At 73.9% G+C, this 17,785-nt stretch carries 15 protein-coding genes and 1 pseudogene; 10 read left to right on the top strand and 6 right to left on the bottom strand.

The features are described from left to right. The first annotated feature begins 130 nt into the window (after nt 1–130). On the top strand, nt 131–682 hold the full coding sequence (locus ACFV1L_RS22735; RefSeq protein ID WP_380368412.1) for a YceI family protein: 552 nt from the start codon (nt 131–133) through the stop codon (nt 680–682). A 90-nt stretch (nt 683–772) separates the two neighbouring features. On the opposite strand, the gene ACFV1L_RS22730 is transcribed toward ACFV1L_RS22735, so the two are convergent. Then, nucleotides 773–1,198: an ATP-binding protein gene (locus ACFV1L_RS22730; protein ID WP_380368409.1), complete on the bottom strand. Its 426-nt coding sequence runs from the start codon at nt 1,196–1,198 to the stop codon at nt 773–775. A 146-nt stretch (nt 1,199–1,344) separates the two neighbouring features. Between ACFV1L_RS22730 and ACFV1L_RS22725 the strand changes: the two genes are divergently transcribed. The 6 genes from ACFV1L_RS22725 (at nt 1,345) to ACFV1L_RS22700 (ending at nt 9,832) form a co-directional block, all read left to right on the top strand. Beyond that, nucleotides 1,345–1,761, top strand: a complete 417-nt coding sequence (locus ACFV1L_RS22725) for an SsgA family sporulation/cell division regulator (protein ID WP_380368407.1) — start codon at nt 1,345–1,347, stop codon at nt 1,759–1,761. Nucleotides 1,762–1,919: 158 nt separating this feature from the next. Continuing rightward, nucleotides 1,920–6,503 (top strand): AAA domain-containing protein, encoded by a 4,584-nt coding sequence (locus ACFV1L_RS22720; RefSeq protein ID WP_380368404.1) that lies wholly within the window; start codon nt 1,920–1,922, stop codon nt 6,501–6,503. After that, nucleotides 6,500–7,345, top strand: a complete 846-nt coding sequence (locus tag ACFV1L_RS22715; RefSeq protein ID WP_380368403.1) for a hypothetical protein — start codon at nt 6,500–6,502, stop codon at nt 7,343–7,345. The genes ACFV1L_RS22720 and ACFV1L_RS22715 overlap by 4 nt, the downstream gene beginning before the upstream one ends. Nucleotides 7,346–7,457: 112 nt before the next feature. Beyond that, entirely contained in the window at nt 7,458–7,622 is a 165-nt protein-coding gene (locus tag ACFV1L_RS22710) for a hypothetical protein (RefSeq protein WP_380368401.1), read from the top strand. A gap of 95 nt (nt 7,623–7,717) precedes the next feature. Further along, on the top strand, nt 7,718–8,305 hold the full coding sequence (locus tag ACFV1L_RS22705; RefSeq protein WP_380368398.1) for a hypothetical protein: 588 nt from the start codon (nt 7,718–7,720) through the stop codon (nt 8,303–8,305). Between the two features lie 93 nt (nt 8,306–8,398). After that, complete coding sequence (locus ACFV1L_RS22700) at nt 8,399–9,832, top strand: dihydrolipoyl dehydrogenase family protein (RefSeq protein ID WP_380368397.1); 1,434 nt, start codon at nt 8,399–8,401, stop codon at nt 9,830–9,832. Between the two features lie 484 nt (nt 9,833–10,316). Here ACFV1L_RS22700 and ACFV1L_RS22695 read toward each other — a convergent pair whose 3' ends face one another. Continuing rightward, entirely contained in the window at nt 10,317–10,673 is a 357-nt protein-coding gene (locus tag ACFV1L_RS22695; RefSeq protein WP_380368394.1) for a DoxX family protein, read from the bottom strand. Nucleotides 10,674–10,827: 154 nt separating this feature from the next. Between ACFV1L_RS22695 and ACFV1L_RS22690 the strand changes: the two genes are divergently transcribed. Continuing rightward, entirely contained in the window at nt 10,828–11,685 is an 858-nt protein-coding gene (locus ACFV1L_RS22690) for a sigma-70 family RNA polymerase sigma factor (RefSeq protein ID WP_380368392.1), read from the top strand. A gap of 17 nt (nt 11,686–11,702) precedes the next feature. Here the strand turns inward: ACFV1L_RS22690 and ACFV1L_RS22685 are convergent, their stop codons facing one another. From ACFV1L_RS22685 to ACFV1L_RS22675, 3 genes are all read right to left on the bottom strand, one after another. Continuing rightward, nucleotides 11,703–12,089, bottom strand: a complete 387-nt coding sequence (locus ACFV1L_RS22685; RefSeq protein WP_380368389.1) for a hypothetical protein — start codon at nt 12,087–12,089, stop codon at nt 11,703–11,705. A gap of 129 nt (nt 12,090–12,218) precedes the next feature. Then, nucleotides 12,219–13,235 (bottom strand): LacI family DNA-binding transcriptional regulator, encoded by a 1,017-nt coding sequence (locus ACFV1L_RS22680; protein ID WP_380368386.1) that lies wholly within the window; start codon nt 13,233–13,235, stop codon nt 12,219–12,221. 385 nt (nt 13,236–13,620) lie between these two features. Further along, nucleotides 13,621–14,727: a TerD family protein gene (locus ACFV1L_RS22675; protein ID WP_380368383.1), complete on the bottom strand. Its 1,107-nt coding sequence runs from the start codon at nt 14,725–14,727 to the stop codon at nt 13,621–13,623. 331 nt (nt 14,728–15,058) lie between these two features. Between ACFV1L_RS22675 and ACFV1L_RS22670 the strand changes: the two genes are divergently transcribed. Beyond that, nucleotides 15,059–16,735: a PP2C family protein-serine/threonine phosphatase gene (locus ACFV1L_RS22670; protein ID WP_380368380.1), complete on the top strand. Its 1,677-nt coding sequence runs from the start codon at nt 15,059–15,061 to the stop codon at nt 16,733–16,735. A 28-nt stretch (nt 16,736–16,763) separates the two neighbouring features. On the opposite strand, the gene ACFV1L_RS22665 is transcribed toward ACFV1L_RS22670, so the two are convergent. After that, the gene (locus ACFV1L_RS22665; RefSeq protein ID WP_380368377.1) at nt 16,764–17,333 is read right to left on the bottom strand and encodes a DUF4240 domain-containing protein; all 570 of its coding nucleotides are present in this window, start codon (nt 17,331–17,333) and stop codon (nt 16,764–16,766) included. A gap of 244 nt (nt 17,334–17,577) precedes the next feature. Here ACFV1L_RS22665 and ACFV1L_RS22660 point away from each other — a divergent pair. Continuing rightward, nucleotides 17,578–17,785 (top strand): annotated as a pseudogene (locus ACFV1L_RS22660) (IS110 family transposase); the annotation flags it as partial.

The following is a 17,785-nucleotide window of genomic DNA, read 5'->3' as shown; positions in this document are numbered from 1 at the left end:
GGTCGGGCGGCGGGAGCGCCTAGCGTGGACCGGGCGACCGGTGCGATGCCGCCGCCGGTGCGCCCGCAGGAGTCACGTCACCGTGCCACGTCACCGTGCCACGTCACGCCACGAGGAGAGAGCGCCGACCATGACCGTCAGCCTGCCCGAGCTCACCGGGGACTACGTCCTCGACGCCACCCACACCCGGATCGGGTTCGTCGCCCGCCACGCCATGGTCACCAAGGTTCGCGGCGCCTTCCACCAGTTCGAGGGCACCGCGCACCTGGACGGCTCCGACCCCTCGCGGTCCTCCGGCCAGGTGGTGATCAAGACCGAGAGCATCGACACCGGCGTCGAGCAGCGTGACCAGCACCTGCGGACCAACGACTTCCTGGACGCGCCGAACTACCCCGAGATCACCTTCCGCACCACCAAGGTCGAGCAGAAGTCCGACACCGACTACCGCGTCACCGGCGACCTCACCATCAAGGACACCACCAAGCCCGTCACCATCGACTTCGAGTACACCGGCAACGCGGTCGACCCGTACGGCAACCTGCGGGTCGGCCTGGAGGGTTCGGTCACCATCAGCCGCAAGGACTTCGGCGTCACCTGGAACGCCGCCCTGGAGGGCGGCGGCGTGCTGGTCGGCGACAAGGTGGTGCTGGAGTTCGACGTCTCCGCCATCAAGCAGAGCTGACGGCTCGTCCGGTCCTGCGGGAAACCGCTTTCCCGCCGCCTCGGGGGCTTCCGCTTCCGCTCTGCCTTCGCGCCCGCTCCGCCCGGGCGGTCACTGCGCCGCCTCGGGCGGGACGCGGAAGCAGGCGGTGACGAACTTCCCCGAGTCGTCCCCGTGGACCTGCCAGTCGTCGGAGAGCTGGTCGACCAGCGCCATCCCGCGACCGGACTGGGCGTCCGGGCCGGCGGCGCGCGGGCGCGGCGGTGTCGGCGAGCCGTCGTGGACGCTGACGTACAGACAGCTGCCGTCCCAGGTGAGGACCAGGTCGGCGTTGCTGCGGGCGTGGATGTGCGCGTTGGTGATCAGTTCGGAGACGGTGAGCACCACCGCGTCGGCCACCTCCGGCGCGTCGGCCGTCCAGCCCAGCGCGTCCAGGTGGGCGCGCGCCCACCGCCGCCCGGCCCGGACCCCGCCGGCGACCGGCATCCGGCGGGCCCAGCCGAGGGCTCTCACCTTGGCGTGGTGTTCCTCCGTCATCGTTCCTCCCTGGACGGCGTGCAGCCTCGTCCCTCGGATGCCCCGCCCGCGCCGTACCATGTGGGCCCGCCCGTCCGTCTTCCGGACGCATACAACGCCCCACCCGGGCAAGGCGGTTGCGGACATCGGAACGAGGAGACCGCCTGATGCGCACGTGCGTCGAACGCCACCTGCCCGTCCACGTGTTCGGCGCGGCCGGGGGACGCCGCGTCATGATCCTGGGCTACCAGCCCCTCGACCCCTACGCCGTCCGGCTCGCCTTCCCGCACGCCGCCGTGACCTGGACCGTCGCCCGGGACCTGCTCACCGCCGGCCTCGCCGGCCCCGCCGGCGACGGCACCGTCCGGATCCGCCCGTGGCCCAACGGCCGCATCCGCCTCGCCTTCCGCGGCGCCGACGGCACCAGCGCCACCGTGCTCGCCCCCACCGCCGCCCTCACCGAATTCCTCACCGCCACCCACACCCTCGTCCCCCCGGGCGCCGAACCCGCCCACCAGCCCATCCCCACCGACCCGTCCCCCCTCTTCCCCGCCACCCCGGACCTGACGACCGATCACCCGTGAGGCACACCACCGGCGTCGAGCGGGCAATGCGGACCACAGGCGGAAGCGCATCGTGTCCAAGCCATGACGCGGTGTGAATCAAGCCACTTTGTCGGCAACTCTCCCCGGCCGGAACGTCCATGGTCATCCTGGAACGTTCGTCACCGACCGAGGGGAGAATGGTGGACGTTCAACGGTTGCACGCGCGGAATCCGGAGGTCATCGCACAGACCGCCGCGCTGCTCGGTTTCCTGCGCGAGGTGGTGCAGAGCGGCACCCAGCGGGCCCGGGACACCCGTTCCTGGGAGCAGCTGTGGCTGAGTGACCTGCCCGCCGTGTTCGCCAGGCCGAGTGACCAACCGGACCGCTCGCTGCTGGTGCTCGATCCCGTCCCGCAGAGCGCGCCGCCCGACGTGCCCGCAGAACTTCGCGGCTGGCTCGACGAGCACGCCTGCGGCGACCCGGACGGCGGCGATCCCCTGCTGGCCGAGCAGGGCCCGGAACGGAGCCGGGGCGAACTCGAGCTCTGGCAGGACACCGGCGCGACGGTGGAGCGCGAGGCTGCCGGCGAGGTGCTGCGCGCGTACGGCAACTGGCTGGGCCGCTGGCGCCGGTGGGCGGAACGTGAGCGGGCCGAGCGGCCGCTGCGTGCGCTGTACGAGACCGTGTATCGCTGGCACCAGCGCCTGGTGCAGCAGGACGACCAGGTCGAACTCGTCCTCGGGACGGGCCTGCTGACCTGGAGCGAGCCGCGCGGCACAACCCTGCACCGGCACATCTTCACCCGCCGGGTCGTCACCCACATCGACCGTCGGACCGCCCGGATCACCGTCGACCTCACCACCGACGGCGAGATGCGGCTGGAGGACCAGGACTTCCTGGACAGCGACGACGGTCTGGTGCAGGAGCGCTCCACCGCCCTCGCCGAGGAACTCTCCGCCAACCCCGTGCACCCGCTCGGCGAGGCCGCCCTCGAGTGCCTGACCCGCTGGCAGGAGCTGGTGCTGCCGCGGCCGGTCTCGTTCAACGCCGGCTGGCGGCCCCCGGCCGCTCCCGACGCGGGCCTGCGGCTGACCTTCGCCCCGGCGCTCATGCTGCGTCCGCTGGACCGCAATGCGGTACTGCGCTGCTACGAGCGGATCGCCCAGGCCGTGGTGTCCGAACGCCAGGCCCCGCTCGGGTTGGCCCAGTTGGTGATGACGCTCGACCCGCAGGAGCGGGCCGCCTGGAGCGACACCCCCACCCGCGGCCTGTTCGACGAGGATCCGCTGTTCCCGCTCAAGACCAACGCCCAACAGCGCGCCGTCCTGGACCGCCTGCAACGCGACACCGGCGTGGTGGTCCAGGGCCCGCCCGGCACCGGCAAGACCCACACCATCGCCAACCTGCTCAGCGCACTGCTCGCGCAGGGCCAGCGGGTCCTGGTGACCAGCGCCCGCGACCACGCCCTGACCGTGCTGCGCGACAAACTGCCGCCCGCCATCCGGGACCTGTGCGTCCTGCTGCTGTCCGGAGCCCGGCAGGACGGCGCGAGTGAACTGGAACGCACCGTCAACGCGCTCAGCGACCAGGCCGCCTCCGGCGACCCCGCCCAACTGCGCGACGAGATCCGGCGGCTGACCCGCAGCCGACAGGAGTTGCAGAGCCGGCAGAAGCTCCTCACCGAAAAGATCATCGCGCTGCGAGAGGCCGAGCTCTACCAGCACCCCGAGGTGGCACCCGGCTATTCCGGCACCCTCGCCGCGATCGTGCAGCGCGTCCAGGACGCCGCACCCGCGCTGGAATGGATCGGCAGCCTGTCCGACCAGGCACCCGCCCGGCCGCCGCTCACCCCCGTCGAAGCGGAGGAGGTGCTCGTCCTGCTCCGCGACGGCGCCGCCGACCGGTCCACCGGCCCGCTGCCGCCCGCACCGGGGTTGTTGCCCACCCCCGGCCAGGTCGCCACCGCCATCGCCGACGCCCGGCCCGGCGTCTCCGGCCTGTCCGCCGAGGCCACCGCCCTCCGGGCCCGGCTCGCCACCCTCGACACCCCCACCACGGATCACCTGGTCAGCCTGCTCAACGCCGGACGCGGCCTGCTGCACCGGCTCGGTGTGCCCTGGGACGCCCGGCACTGGGGAGACGCCGAGTGGCGCCGGCGCGCCCTGGCCGACCGTCTGGCCCGTCGCCGTCACGACCTGTGGCAGCGCGTCGCCGAGGCCGAGCCCGTCGTCGCCGCCACCGCCGGTGCCCTGAACTCCGTCGGCGTCCGCACCGTCACCCTGCCGTCCGGCCTCACACCGGAGAGCGCGGACCGGATCGCCGCCGCCGCCCTCGAACTGCGCAGACACCTCGCCGGAGCGCGGAGCCTGCGGGGACTGTTCACCCCCAGGTCACTGCGGGAGGCCCAGGAGCTGTTGGGCGGCTGCCGGGTCGACGGCCGCCGCCCCGCCGATCCCGCCGACCTGGACGCCGTCCTCACCCACCTGCGCGCCCACCTGACCTTGACCACCGTCACCGTTCGCTGGGCCCAGGCCGGTGCGCCGCTCGACGACGGACCGCTCGAGGTGCGCCTCGCCGACCTCCAGGAGCGCTACCGGCACCTCGCCGCAATCACCGAATTCGGCGGGCTGCGCGAGCGGATCGACGAACTGCTCGTCGGCCGCGCGATGTTCCTCGATCTGACCAGCCCCCAGGCATGGCAGGACTTCGCCTCCGCCGTCACCGCGATGGCCGGCCGTCAACGCGCCGAGGACGCCGCCGAACGGCTGGCGGCCTGGGAACGGACCCTGCGCGCACCCGCTGACGGTTCGTCACCGACACCCGAGTCGCTCGCCATGGCCGAGGCCGTCGCCGACCGCGACCTGGACCGGTACACCAAGGAACTCGACGCCTACGCCGCCGCCCACAGCCGGCTGATGCGCGGCCAACGCTGCACCCAGCTGCTCGACGCACTCGCCGCCGCGTCCCCCGCCCTGGCCGGTCGGCTCGCCGACGAATGCCACGATCCCGAGTGGCCGCAGCGCCTGGCCCGCCTCGACGACGCCTGGGCCTGGGCCGCCGCCCGCAGGTTCGTCGAGGACGAACGCGCCCCCGGCCGGGAACAGCGACTGGACGCCGAACTCACCGAACACGAAGCGAAGCTGGAGGAGCTGACCGGCGATCTGGCCGCCGCGAAGGGCCGCCTGCACTGCCTGGAGCGGATGACCAACGAGCAGCGCTCCGCCCTGCAGGCCTACCGCTCCCACATGGCGTCCTACGGAAGGGGCACCGGCAAGAGCGCCGCCCAGTTCGGGGCCGCCGCCCGCAGCGCCATGCAGGTGGCGCAGAGCGCCGTCCCCGCCTGGGTGATGCCGATCTCCCGGGTCGCCGAGATGATCGAACCCCGCCAGGACGCGTTCGACGTGGTGATCGTCGACGAAGCGAGCCAGGCCGGCATGGACGCCCTGTTCCTGCTCTGGCTGGCACCCCGGATCATCGTCGTCGGCGACGACAAGCAGTGCACCCCGCCGGTCACCGGGTTCGGCCGCACCCAGCAGATCCAGGACCGCCTCACTGCCCACCTCCCGGACGTACCGAGGCACTTGAGGCAGCTGTACATGCCGCACTCGAACCTCTACCAGCTGCTGTCCACCTTCTTCCCGTCCACCATCCGCCTCCAGGAGCACTTTCGCTGCATGCCGGAGATCATCGGCTGGTCCTCCGCCACCTTCTACAACCCGCCCGGACTGATCCCGCTGCGCCAGTACGGTGGCGACCGGCTCGACCCGCTGCTGACCCACTACGTCGCCGACGGCGTCGCCGAGGGCCGCGACCACCGGATCCGCAACCGCAAGGAGGCCGAGGCGATCGTCGACTGCCTGGCCGAACTCACCGCCGACCCCGCCTACGAAGGCCGGACCATGGGCGTCATCGTGCTCCAGGGCGGCTTCGGCGGCCAGGTGAAACTTCTGGAGCAGCTGATCCAGCAACGAATCCCGGCACCCGTACGGGAGCGGCACGACATTCGGGTCGGCACCGCCGCGATGTTCCAGGGCGACGAACGCCACGTCATCCTGCTGTCCATGGTGGTCGACCGGGTCCGCAAGATCGCCGGTGGCCAGCGCAGCGAACAGCAGGCGTACAACGTCGCCGCCAGCCGCGCCCAGGACCAGATGCGGCTGTTCTACTCCGTTCCGCCTGACCAGTTGAAGTCCGGCGACCTGCGGCTCAACCTGCTCTCCTACATGCAGAACCCGCCTGCCGCGCTCGCCGAGGCGGACGACCTCGGCCCGGTGCTGCCGGACGTCCCGCGCAAGCCCTTCGACTCGCTGTTCGAGCAGCAGGTCTACCTGCGGATCAAGGAGCGCGGCTACCACGTCGTCCCCCAGTACCCCGCGGGCAACAAGCGGATCGACCTGGTCGTGGTCGGCGCCCGCGGCCGGCTCGGCGTCGAGTGCGACGGCGACCGCTACCACTCCACACTCGAACAGCTCCGCCACGACCAGCAGCGCGACCGCGAACTCCAGCGCGTCGGCTGGCGGTTCTGGCGGATCCCGGAGAGCGAGTTCCGCTTCGATCCCGACCAGGCACTGGCCGGCCTTTGGCAGGAGCTCGACCGCCAGGGCATCCGGCCGGCCAACTACCACCAGCCGCGCCCCGCCCCCGCCCACGACGAGCCCTGGTCGCCGCTGCAGCTGCCCGAACCGGGCGACGAGCAGGCGTCGGAGGAGACCGACACCGCCGACGACACCGACCCCTCCACCTACAACACTCAGACCGTCACCACCGAAGGAAACCGATGAGCTCTGCACGCACGCTGCCCGACAACCCGCCGCTCGACGAGAAGACCATCGTCGAACTGTCCCGAGTGGTCACCGGCGAGGACGACCTGTACTACCGCAAGGGCTACGAGATCGCCGGGTTCCTGCGCCGCGCCGGCTGGCAGGACGTGCCCGAGTACGACGGACAGTTCCGGCGCGAGTGGTCGCTCGAACTGCTGATGGGCCGACGCGACCAGCCCGCCGAGATCGAGAAGGTCCTGCTGCGGCTGGCCGACGCCCGCGAATACCTGGACGAGCCGGAACTGCTCGCCGACGTGGTCACCGCAGTGAACTCCTTCCTCGTGCACGAGGGTTACCGGCTGGAGAGCAGTGGCGGAGGCCCCCGCCTGCTGCCCTGCGACCCGGCCCTCGCGCACCCCTCCGAGTACGGTGCCTCCGAACTCAAGGCCGCGATGACCGACATCGTCGCCGACCCCAAGATGGCCCTGCTGCTCCAACGCCGCCTCGACGAGGCCCGCACCTGCTACGCCAACGGCGCACACGTGGCGGCCCTGGTGATGCTCGGCAGCCTGCTCGAAGGCGTCCTGCTCCAGGTCGTACTCGAGCGCGATCGCTCCCTGCTGGGCAACAGCTCGGTGCGCAACGCCAGGTTCGAGACGCTCATCGACGTGTGCCACAAGGCCGGTTGGCTCGATGCGGACGCGCAGAAGTTCAGTCACGTTCTGCGCCGCTACCGCAACTTCGTCCACCCCGCCGCCGAAGCCGACGAGCCGAGCCGTCCCGACCGGGACACCCTCGGGATCGGCTGGCAGGTCGTCAATGCCGCTCTGAACGATCTCGCGGCTTCGGCACCGGCCAGGTAGCCGCGTCGGCAGGAAGGAACGGGCGGCCGCGGTGGAGGCAGGCCGCCCGTTCCGGCGGGAACCCGCCGCACGCGCCACGAATTCCGAGGAGGACGCGAAGGGGGGCTCGCACATGGACAAGTACGCGCTGGTGGACTGTGTGGTGATCGGGCATCAGCACTACGGGCCGCGGACACGGACCACGTCCGGCGACGTTCCCGGATTCGTCGCTGCGGAGGCCGTCTCGGACGACCCGGCGAGCGGCGCGGAGACTGGCCGGCGATCGGGCAGCGACTGACCTGTGTGGTGCTGGGGGAGACCCGGGACGGCAGGCTGCGGTTGAGCTCCCGGCCACGGGACGCCGACCTCGACGGGTCCGTCACGGACGTGCCGGTGGCTCTGACCGCGTGGATCGCCCTGGCCGAGGTGGGCGACGAGGCCGCCGCTGTGCGGGAGTTCCTGCGCACACCCGATGCCGTGCCGACACTGCGTTGGGCCCTGCGCCACCCGGCGGGATCGAAGAACCGGGAACGCGCGCAGGCGCTGGTCGACCGGCTGCCGGACAATCTGCGACAGGCACTGCAGCAGGCCGCGAGCACGGCTGGGCGGCCCGGCGGCGGGAGTGCGCAGACGTCGGGTGGGCCGGGCGGCGATCTGGAGGCCGAGGAGTACGAGAGGACTCGCGCCCGGGTCATTCGGTCGATCCGGGGCTGCTGGATCTCCGAGCGCTCGGTCGTCGCGGTGCTGCGCAAGCTGGTCGACGAGCTGGGCCCGTCCGACGACCGTGCGGGAACGGCGTTCCAGGTCGTCACCTACATGGCACGGGGGTTCGGCATCCCACTCGCCGTGGCCGGAAGGTTCACGCGCTGGCACGTCGTCGGGGGTGACCTGTCGGACGAGGAGACCGAGCGGCGCTTCGAGGGGGTCATCCACTGGCCTCCGGATGGACGTGGCGCTGTGGGGACAGTGTCCGGTCAGTGAGGCGCACGGGAACGGGGCCGCCCGTGGTGTACGAATGGGCTGACGGGCCGTCATGGTGCGGCCGGCGGGAGACGGACGGGAGGGCGGCTGCTGATGGGTGCGGACGGGGACGGCTACGACGTGGTGGTGGTCGGGGCCGGGCCGACGGGTGAGAACCTGGCGGACCGGGCCCGGGCCGGCGGGCTGAGCGTGGCGATCGTCGAGAGTGAACTGGTGGGCGGCGAGTGTTCGTACTGGGCGTGCATGCCGAGCAAGGCGCTGCTCCGCCCGGCCGCCGCACTCGCCGACGCCCGCCGGCTGGCCGGGACGCGTGAGGCCGTCACCGGGGAGCTGGACGCGGGGGCGGTGCTGAAGCGGCGGGACGGGTTCGCGTCGAACTGGCAGGACGACGGGCAGGCGGCGTGGCTCGCCTCCGCCGGCATCGACCTGGTCCGGGGCCGCGGGCGCCTCGACGGCGAACGTCGGGTCACCGTCGAGACGCCGGACGGCGGCCGGCGCACGCTCACCGCCCGGCACGCCGTCGCCGTCTGCACCGGTACCCGCGCCGCGCTGCCCGACCTGCCGGGCCTCGCCGAGGCCAAGGTGTGGACCAGCCGGGAGGCGACGTCCGCGAGCAGCGTCCCGGGCCGGCTCGCGGTGGTCGGCGGCGGTGTCGTCGCCGTCGAAATGGCCTACGCGTGGCGGGCGTTGGGCAGCGAGGTGACGCTGCTGGTGCGCGGCGGCCGACTGCTCGACCGGACCGAGGACTTCGCCGGGCAGCTGGTCGCGGACGGCCTGCGCGCGGCCGGCGTCGACATCCGCCTCGGCGTGTCCGCGACCTCCGTGCACCGCGCCGAGGACGGCACGATCACCCTCGGACTCGACGACGGCACCCGACTGCCCGCCGACGAGGTGCTGTTCGCCACCGGCCGCGTCCCGAACACCGCCGACCTCGGCCTGGACACCGTCGGCCTCACCCCCGGCAGCTGGATCACCACCGACGACACCGGCCTCGCCACGGACGTCCCCGGCGGCTGGCTGTACGCCGCCGGCGACGTCAACCACCGCGCGCTGCTCACCCACCAGGGCAAGTACCAGGGGCGGATCTTCGGCCAGGTGATCGCCGACCGCGCCGCCGACCGCCCGCTCGACCTCGCCCCCTGGGGCCGCAGCGTCGCCACCGCCGACCGCGCGGCCGTCCCGCAGGTCGTCTTCACCGACCCCGAGGTCGCCGCCGTCGGCCTGACCCGGCAGCAGGCCGAGGACGCCGGCCTGCGGGTGCGCGCCGTCGACTACGACCTCGGCAGCGTGGCCGGCGCCTCGCTGTACGCCGACGGCTACCGGGGCCGCGCCCGCGCCGTCGTCGACCTCGACCGGGAGACCCTGGTCGGTGTCACCTTCGTCGGCCCGGGCGTCGCCGAACTGCTGCACTCCGCGACGGTCGCCGTCGCCGGAGAGGTCCCGCTGTCCCGGCTCTGGCACGCCGTGCCGGCCTACCCGACGATCAGCGAGGTCTGGCTGCGCCTGCTGGAGGCCTACCGGGGCTGACGGCCGCCCTGCGGATCCGAGGTGACGTTCCAGCAGGAGCGAAGGGGGTGAGCCGGCCCGACGGTGGAGCCGCGGCGTTGGCGGTGCCCGGTCCGCCGCGGCTCCACCGCCGGGCCCGTGCTCGCCCCGGTCTGCGCGTACGCGGCGTCGTCCACCCGCCACAGCGCCACGTACGCGCGGCGCGCCCCGCGTGCACGCCCACGGCTTCTCCGCCGACGGACCGTCCGCGCCGAGTCGCGCACCAACCGCCCGCTGCCGTCGGCCGAGCTCGACGCGGGAGCGACCGGTCCACCAGCGCGCGGGAACCAGCCCCGGCCGACGCCTTCGCCCGCCGCGCCGACCTGCCCGCGGCGGACGCCCCGCGGAACCGGCTGACCGGTCGCCTGGCCGAACGCCCGCCCGCCTTGGAGAAGTTGGCAGCCGTCGACCCGGCGCTGCTCAAGGCAGCCACGGGCGTCCTCGCGGTGCTGCTGTCCACCGGCGACTACCCGAAGCGGAGCACCGGGGCGATCGCCAGCGCCAGGAACACCAGGGGGAACGCCAGGTTGTGCAGGACGCGCGCGCGTAGATGGGCGAGGACCGCGCCGACGAAGAACAGCACCAGGCCGACGGCCGCCGCCAGGCCCAGCTGCCGGAGTCCGAACAGGCCGGCCAGCACGCCGAACGCGCCCGCGCCCTCCAGGAGGGCGAGGATCGGGAGCCGGCGCGGGTCCAGCCCGATCTCCGTCGCGTTCTGCACCACGAACCGGGCCCGAAGCAGCTTCGCCCCCACCTCGAAGGCGTTCGCCAGCACGCAGCACACCGTGAGGGCGAACAGCACCGCCGCGCTCACCGCCCCCACCGTTCCCGGGCCGGTCCCGCCTGCCGGAACGGCAGATCCATGAACGCTAGACTCATCTCGACTCCTCGAAGGGCCAGGTCATCGGCCCGCACGGCCGACCGTCGGTCTCTCTCACCCCTCCCGACGACCCCGGCACCCGAAAGGTGACCCCCTCGTGGAACTGATCGCACACTTCGAGGCCGCCCGGCCCCGGCTGCTCTCGCTCGCCCACCGCATCCTCGGCTCCCACCAGGACGCCGAGGACGCCGTGCAGACCACCTGGACCAGGGCGAACGGCGTCGACGCCGACACCCTGGACAACCCGGAGGCCTGGCTCACCACCGTCACCGCCCGGCTCTGCGTCGACCTCCTGCGGTCCCGGGCCCGCCGCCCCGAACTCCCGCTGCCGGAGCAGGACTTCCAGTCCGAGGAACTCGCTGCCGAGGAGGCCTTCCTGCGCCGCGAGGAGGTCTCCCGGGCGCTGCTGGTGCTGCTCGACGCCCTCCCGCCGCGCCAGCGGGTGGCGTACGTCCTGCACGACCTGTTCACCGTCCCGTTCGACCGGATCGCCGAGGTCCTCGACGTCCGCCCGGACGCGGCGAAGAAACTCGCCAGCCGGGCCCGCGCCGCGCTGCGGGCCGCCCGGCCCGCGCCGGGCACCCCCGCCGCGTCCCACCTGCGCATCGTGGACGCCTTCCTGGCCGCGGCCCGGGGCGGCGACCTGGCTCGGCTGGTCGCCCTGCTGGCCCCCGACGCCGTCCGCCTCGCCGATCCCGGCCTGCTCCCGCCCGGCGCCCCGACCGAGGTGCACGGCGCGGCGGCGATCGCCACCGAGACCCGCGCCTTCGCCGCCCGCATCGCACTCGCCGTCCCGCTGCTGCTGGACGGCCGCCCCGGCGCGGTGATCGCCCCGGGCGGCCGTCCGTTCGCACTGATCCGCCTGCGGCTCGACGGCGACGGCCTGGTCACCCGGATCGAGATCGTCCCCGCGCGGCGGCGCCCTCGCCGACCGCTGTCCGATCCGCGTCCGTGACCTGAAGGAGCGTCAGGTCACGTCGCTTCGGGCGGCGGCGTGAGGCCGGCCGGCGGTCTCCTGGTGAACATGAACTCCTCCAGGACCGCCACGAGTTCGGATCGGCTGCGGGTGGTCCAGGTGCCGAGGTGGGTGTGGTCGCCGGGAGCGGGTCCGCGCCGCCCGAAGCCGCCGAGCCGGAGGAAGTCGGCCGTGAAGCAGCCGTCGGGATCGCCCTCCGGCTCCCACCGCACGTCGAAGCACAGCCCGTCGTGGCGGCAGTGGCCGCTCACCAGGACGGATCCGTAGAACCACTCCATGGTCTCCGGCGAAGGGTCCACGCCGTACAGGCTGTTCATGTCGATCACCCAGCTGGGCGCCACCCGCAGCGGCTGCAGCCGGCGCCACGTCCCGCTCCGCTCCACCCGGCTCCCCCCTTCCGTCGTTCCGGCGCCCGCGCGCGGACCCGGCTGCCCATGATCGCAGGCCCGCGCCGCGCGTCGCGGACCGCCCGCGGCCCGCCGGTTCCGGTCGGCGGGCCGTCGGCACTGGCGTCAGCAGGACTGACGGACCACCAGGTGGGTGGGGAGGACGACGGAGCGGGTGGGGGACGGGTCGCGGAGGAGCTCGACGGCCCGGGCGCCGAGGTCCTCGACGGGCTGGCGGACGGTGGTCAGGCCCGGTCGGGCGGTCGCGGCGGCCGGGGAGTCGTCGAAGCCGACCACCGCGACGTCGTCCGGGACGCGCCGGCCCAGCCGGCGCAGGACCCGCAGGGCGCCGACCGCCATCGCGTCGGAGGCGGCGAACACCGCGTCCACGTCCGGGTACTGGTCGAGCAGCCGGAGCATCGCGTGCTCGCCGGAGCGTGACCCGAAGTCGCCGTACGCGACGGCGCACCGGGCCGGGTCGCCGTGGTCGAGCAGGGCGCGCCGGTAGCCGGCCAGCCGGTCCGCGCCGGCGGCGGTGTCGGGCGGCCCCGCGATGGTGGCGATCCGCCGCCGCCCCGCCCGGTGCAGCAGTCGGACGGCGGCCCGCGCCCCGCTCAGGTTGTCGGCGTCCACGTGCGCCAGCCGCTGCGACTTCGGCGGCCGCCCCAGCGAGACCACCGGCACGCCCGCCGCCTGCAACAGCCCCGGCAGCGCGGGGTCCCCCCACCGCCCGACCAGCAGCACCCCGTCCACGTGGCCGCCGCACAGGTACCGCACCAGCGACGGCCGGGCCGGCCCCGGTCCTGCCGTCAGGACCACCAACTCCCGGTCGGGGACGCCGCGTTGCGCGCCCGCGAGGAGCCGCACCGGGAACGGGTCGGCGTGGAAGCGGAGCACGTCGGCGAACGCGACGACGGCGATCGCCCCGGTGTCGCGGGCCGTCGCCGCGGGCGCCCGCCTGCGCACGTAGTGCAACTCGCGGGCGGCGGACTCGACGCGGGCGGCGATCTGCGCCGAGACCGGCGCGGACCGGTTCAGCACCCGCGAGGCGGTGGCGCTGGACACGCCGGCGCGGGCGGCGACCTGAGCGAGCGTCGGCCCTGGGCAGCCCGGCGGGCCGTCCGGACCGGACCGGTCGGACATCGGCGACGGGACGGCACCGCCCGGCACGGGGCTGGTACCGCTCGGGTGGGGGAGCGGGTGAACGGGCAACACGGCCGCCCTTCCTGGCGCGGAACGGGGGATGCCGTGGCCACCCGCCCGGGGCCACCGGTGTCCGCACCGTAGGGGCGTCGTCGGTGGACCGTCAAGACTTCGCACAGCACCGGCCTCCGCCCCCGGAGCCCGACCGACCGGTTCGAGACACGAGGGACACCAGGGGCAGCGGATCCGGCTGAGAAGTCGAGGGGCCGTCGGGACGTGCGACGACCAGGTGCCCGACGGAGGGCCGCGGAACCGGCTGCCTCGCGGTCGCGTGGTGCCCCCGGGGCCCGGACGGGTGCGGGACCGGGGGCGCCCGCGTGAGGGGCTACTCCTCGTAGTAGTTGTTGACGATCACGTCGGGGCTGTCGTCGCTGAGCGCCTCGTTGAGGAGGACACCGCCGACCAGGCCGGCGGCGCCGGCGCCGATCAGGGCGCCGGTGCCGTAGCGGCGGCCCTGGGGCTGCTCGGAGGGATAGCCGCCCTGGTAGCCGCCCTGGTGGGCGGCCGGGTAGCCGTGCTGGGGAGCGGGGTAGCCCTGCTGCGGGTACCCGGGGGCGGCGGGAGCCGTGTAGTACGGCGGCGGGGTGGTCTGGACGCGCTGGGCGCAGGCCCCGCACGAGTGGATCTGGCGCGGCACGCCCCACTGCGGGGACCAGAGGACGGCCGTGGTGCCGGGGCCGTGGGAGGGGTCGAAGAAGCAGGTCACCGGGGAACCTCCGGAGGAGTCGGGCAGGGCGGGGAACGGCGCGGCCGCCGCGGGTGCGACGGCGGGCGCGGCTGCGGGCGTCGGCGGGGCGGGAGGCGCCGGCACGGCGGCGGGGGCGGCGGCAGGGGCCGGCACGGCGGCGGGGGCGGCGGCAGGGGCCGGCGCCGGCGCGAGGACCGCGACGCCGAAGTCGGTGGCGATGCCGGCCAGGCCGGAGGAGTAGCCCTGGCCGATGGCGCGGAACTTCCAGCCGCCGCCGTGCCGGTAGAGCTCGCCGAAGACGACGGCGGTCTCGGTGGTCAGTTCGGGGCCGAGCTCGTAGCGGGCGAGTTCGGCGCCGCCCGCCGCGTCCGCCACACGGACGTACGCGCCGCGCACCGAGCCGAACGCCTGGCGGCGCTGGTCGGCCTGGTAGATGGCGACCGTGAAGACGATCCGCTGGACGGCGCTCTCGACCGCGCCGAGGTCGACGCGCAGCTGTTCGCGGTCGGTGCCGTCGCCGGGAGCACCGAGGTGGGTGACGGCGCCGTCGGGGCTGGTGAGGTTGTTGAAGAAGACGAAGTGCTGGTCGGAAAGGGCTTTCCCGTCGTTGTCGCACAGCAGCGCGTTCGCATCCAGGTCGTATGCGTCGGCGGCCTGCCAGCCGAGGCCGATCAGGACGGTCGCCGGGCCCTTGCCGTCCCGGAGCACGGGAACGTTGGCGCCCTTCGCCAAGGCCGTTGACATGCTGCTCCTCCAGTCGAGCCGTGAATCGTTCCGGAGATCGTCCGACGCGCTCCCCGGGACCGACCGGCAGGCCGTCCGGCAACCAGTCCGGCAGGCCCGCCCGGGGCCTGTCCGAAGACCGGCCGGACGGTCGGTCCGAGGAGCGCTCCGAAGATCGTTCCGAGTCGACAACGCCCCGCCTGAGCAGGCAGTTCCCGGTCCACGGGGCGGGTGGTGACGTATCGTCGGACCTGCCGGACGGCCGGGCTCACCCGTCCGGGCCGGTGCGGTCGCCGGGCGGTGGGGCGGGCCGGAACAGTGTCAGGGAACGCCGAGCGGAGAGGGGCGGGGCTTGTACGGGCGAGCCGAACAGGCCGACTGGGGCGAGGCGCTGCGCCGGACCGTCCGCCGGCTGCGCGAGGAGCTCCCCGGCCGGGCCTCGGGCCGACCGCCCGGCCCGCCGCCGCAGATCGTGCCGGACGCCGCCCTCGACCCGGACCTCGCCCGCCCGCCGGACCAGGACCTGCACCGCCTGCTGGACGCCGTCCCGCAGGCGTCGCTGCTCGCCGAACCCGTCCGCGACGGCGACGGCGCCCTGCGCGACCTGGCCGTGGTGATCGTCAACGAGTCCGCCGCCCGGCACCCGTACCACCCGGAGCAGTTGGCGGGGCGGGCCGCCGAGGGGCACGGCGTGTCGCTGCGCGAGTCGTACCCCGGACTGTGGACCGAACAGGTCGCGGTGGCCGTCGCCGAGGTGCTGCGCACCGGGCACGCCGCGCACGGCCTGGCGGTCCGGTGGGAGGGCGCGGGCCCGGACGGCAGCGCCCGCAGCCGTCGCGAACGGCTCACCGTGCACCGCCTCGGCCGCCGTCTGCTGCTGCTGTGGACCGACGACCGGAGGGAGGAGGTGGCCCGCGCCGCGCAGCGGATCGCCCGGGTCGGCTGGGCCGAGTGGAACCTGCGCGACGGGCGGCTCGACGTCTCGCCGGGACTCGCCGTGCTGCTCGGCCGCAGCCCCGACACCGAGACGCTGACCACCCGTGAGGTGCTCGGCCGGGTCACCGAGACCGCCCGTCCCGCGCTGTACCGGGAGCTCGACCGGCTGCTCACCAGCGGCGCGGACATCGACGTGCTCACCGAGCTGTACGGCGTCGGCCGGCCCCGCCGGATCCGGCTGGTCGCCGAGGTGCTGCGCGACGAGGACGGTCCGATCGAGGGCCTGCGCGCCGTCCTGCAGGACGTCACCGAGCTGTACGAGAGCCAGCGCCGGCTGCGCGAGCAGCAGGAGGAGACGGAGCGTCAGGCCCGCCGGGCGGACGCCGAGCACAGCGTGGTCCAGCGCCTCCAGGACGCCCTGCAGCCGCGCTCCGCCACCCTGGTCGGCCTCGGTGTGACCTCCGCCGTCGCCTACCGCCCGGCCGAGGGCCGGGTCGGCGGCGACTGGTTCAAGGTCCGTCAACTCCCGGACGGGCGTGCCCTGCTGGCCGTCGGCGACGCCCGCGGGCACGGGCTGGACGCGGTCGCGTTGATGTCGATGCTGCGGCACGCGCTGGCGGGGCTGGCGTTCACCGGCGCGCTGGTGGAGTCGCTCGGAGGCTGGCTCAACCGGATCGCCTGCGACGACAGCGACGAGTCCACGGCCACCGCGATCGTCTCCCGCTACTACCCCGACCGGCACCTGCTGCGCTGGATCTGCGCCGGCCACCCGCCGCCGGTCCTGCTCCGCGACGGACGTGCCTCGCTGCTGCCCACCGAGGTCGGCCCGCCGTTCGGCGTGCTCCAGGCGGTCGCCTACCGGGCCGTGGAGACGCTGGTCCGGGTCGGCGACACCGTGCTGTTCTACACCGACGGCCTGATCGAGCGCCGCGACCAGGACATCGACGTGCGCCTCGACGACCTCTGCGCGGCGGTCGAGGCGCACGCCGCCGAGCCCGTCCTGCAGACGCTGGTGGACGCCGTGGTCCGCGACATGTCGGGCCCGCTGTCGGAGGACGACGCGACGCTGCTGGCGTTCCGCTTCGACCGCTGACGGGCCGTCGGGCAGGCGGCGGGGGAGGTCAGTCGAGCAGGTAGCGGGCGGCCAGCCGGGGCAGGCGGCGCTCCATCTCGGCGTCGTCGTCGAAGTCGAACTCCTCGCCCATGCCCGCCTCCGGGTCGGCCGGCCGTTCCAGGCCCTGCTCGGTGCGGTGCAGGTCGTACGCCGGGTAGAAGGCGGAGCGGTCGCCGGTGCGGCGCTCGAAGGCGTGCGCGGCCGCGTAGTTGACGGCCTCGTTGAAGAACACCCCCTCCGCGTCGAAGGGGTCCTCGCCCGCGGCGGCGGGGTGTTCGGCGATCGCGTCCGGCTCGGCGAGGACCTTCTCGTACCAGGTGCGGCCCTCGGAGATCACGCCCGCCCGGAAGTCCATGAACGAGTCGTCGGAGCAGCCGCCGCCGATCAGGTACGCCGCCGCCCAGACGTCCCACCGGTACAGGGCGTCGTGCAGGCGCACGAAGCGGTCCTCGAAGCGGAAGATCTCCTGCTCGGGAAGGCCGGCCAGCACGTCCACCAGCGCCTGCTCGACGGGGAGGCCGGGGGTGGCCGCCGCCCGCGCGGTGTCGATCAGCTGCCAGAACTCGTCGTTGTCCATGGCGGTCAGCCTGCCCGCAGGCACTGACATTGATGCTGATACTCAGGTTCCGGTGGTCGTGGCTCGGGCACTGACTGACGCCCTGCTGGGTTGTCCTCAAGCTGTTCTGTCCGACCACCGGGACCTGTTCTCATGGCTCCGGCCGGGTGGAACATGACCTGATAGGAGCCTGGCCGGAAGCCTCCTCAATGTCCTGTCTGCGCCCCCGGCCGGTGCCGTCCACCGGCGGGAAGGCGTCATCGGCATGACATCAGCGGTCGCAGCGGACACCGCGGACCAGTACGTGTTCGGAGGGGTCGACTCCCATGCCGACACCCTCCACGTCGCGGTCATCAGCGACAACGGCGGCCACCTCGTGGACGCCGAGTTCACCACCACCGCCGCGGGATACGCGGCGGCCCTGGCCTTCCTGAACGCGCACGGCCAGGTGATCGCCGTCGGCGTGGAAGGCA

Source organism: Kitasatospora sp. NPDC059646 (assembly GCF_042734615.1).
Classification (GTDB): Bacteria; Actinomycetota; Actinomycetes; order Streptomycetales; family Streptomycetaceae; genus Kitasatospora.
Note: the sequence above shows the minus strand (reverse complement) of the source record. Positions and strands in the feature narration are given on the sequence as shown.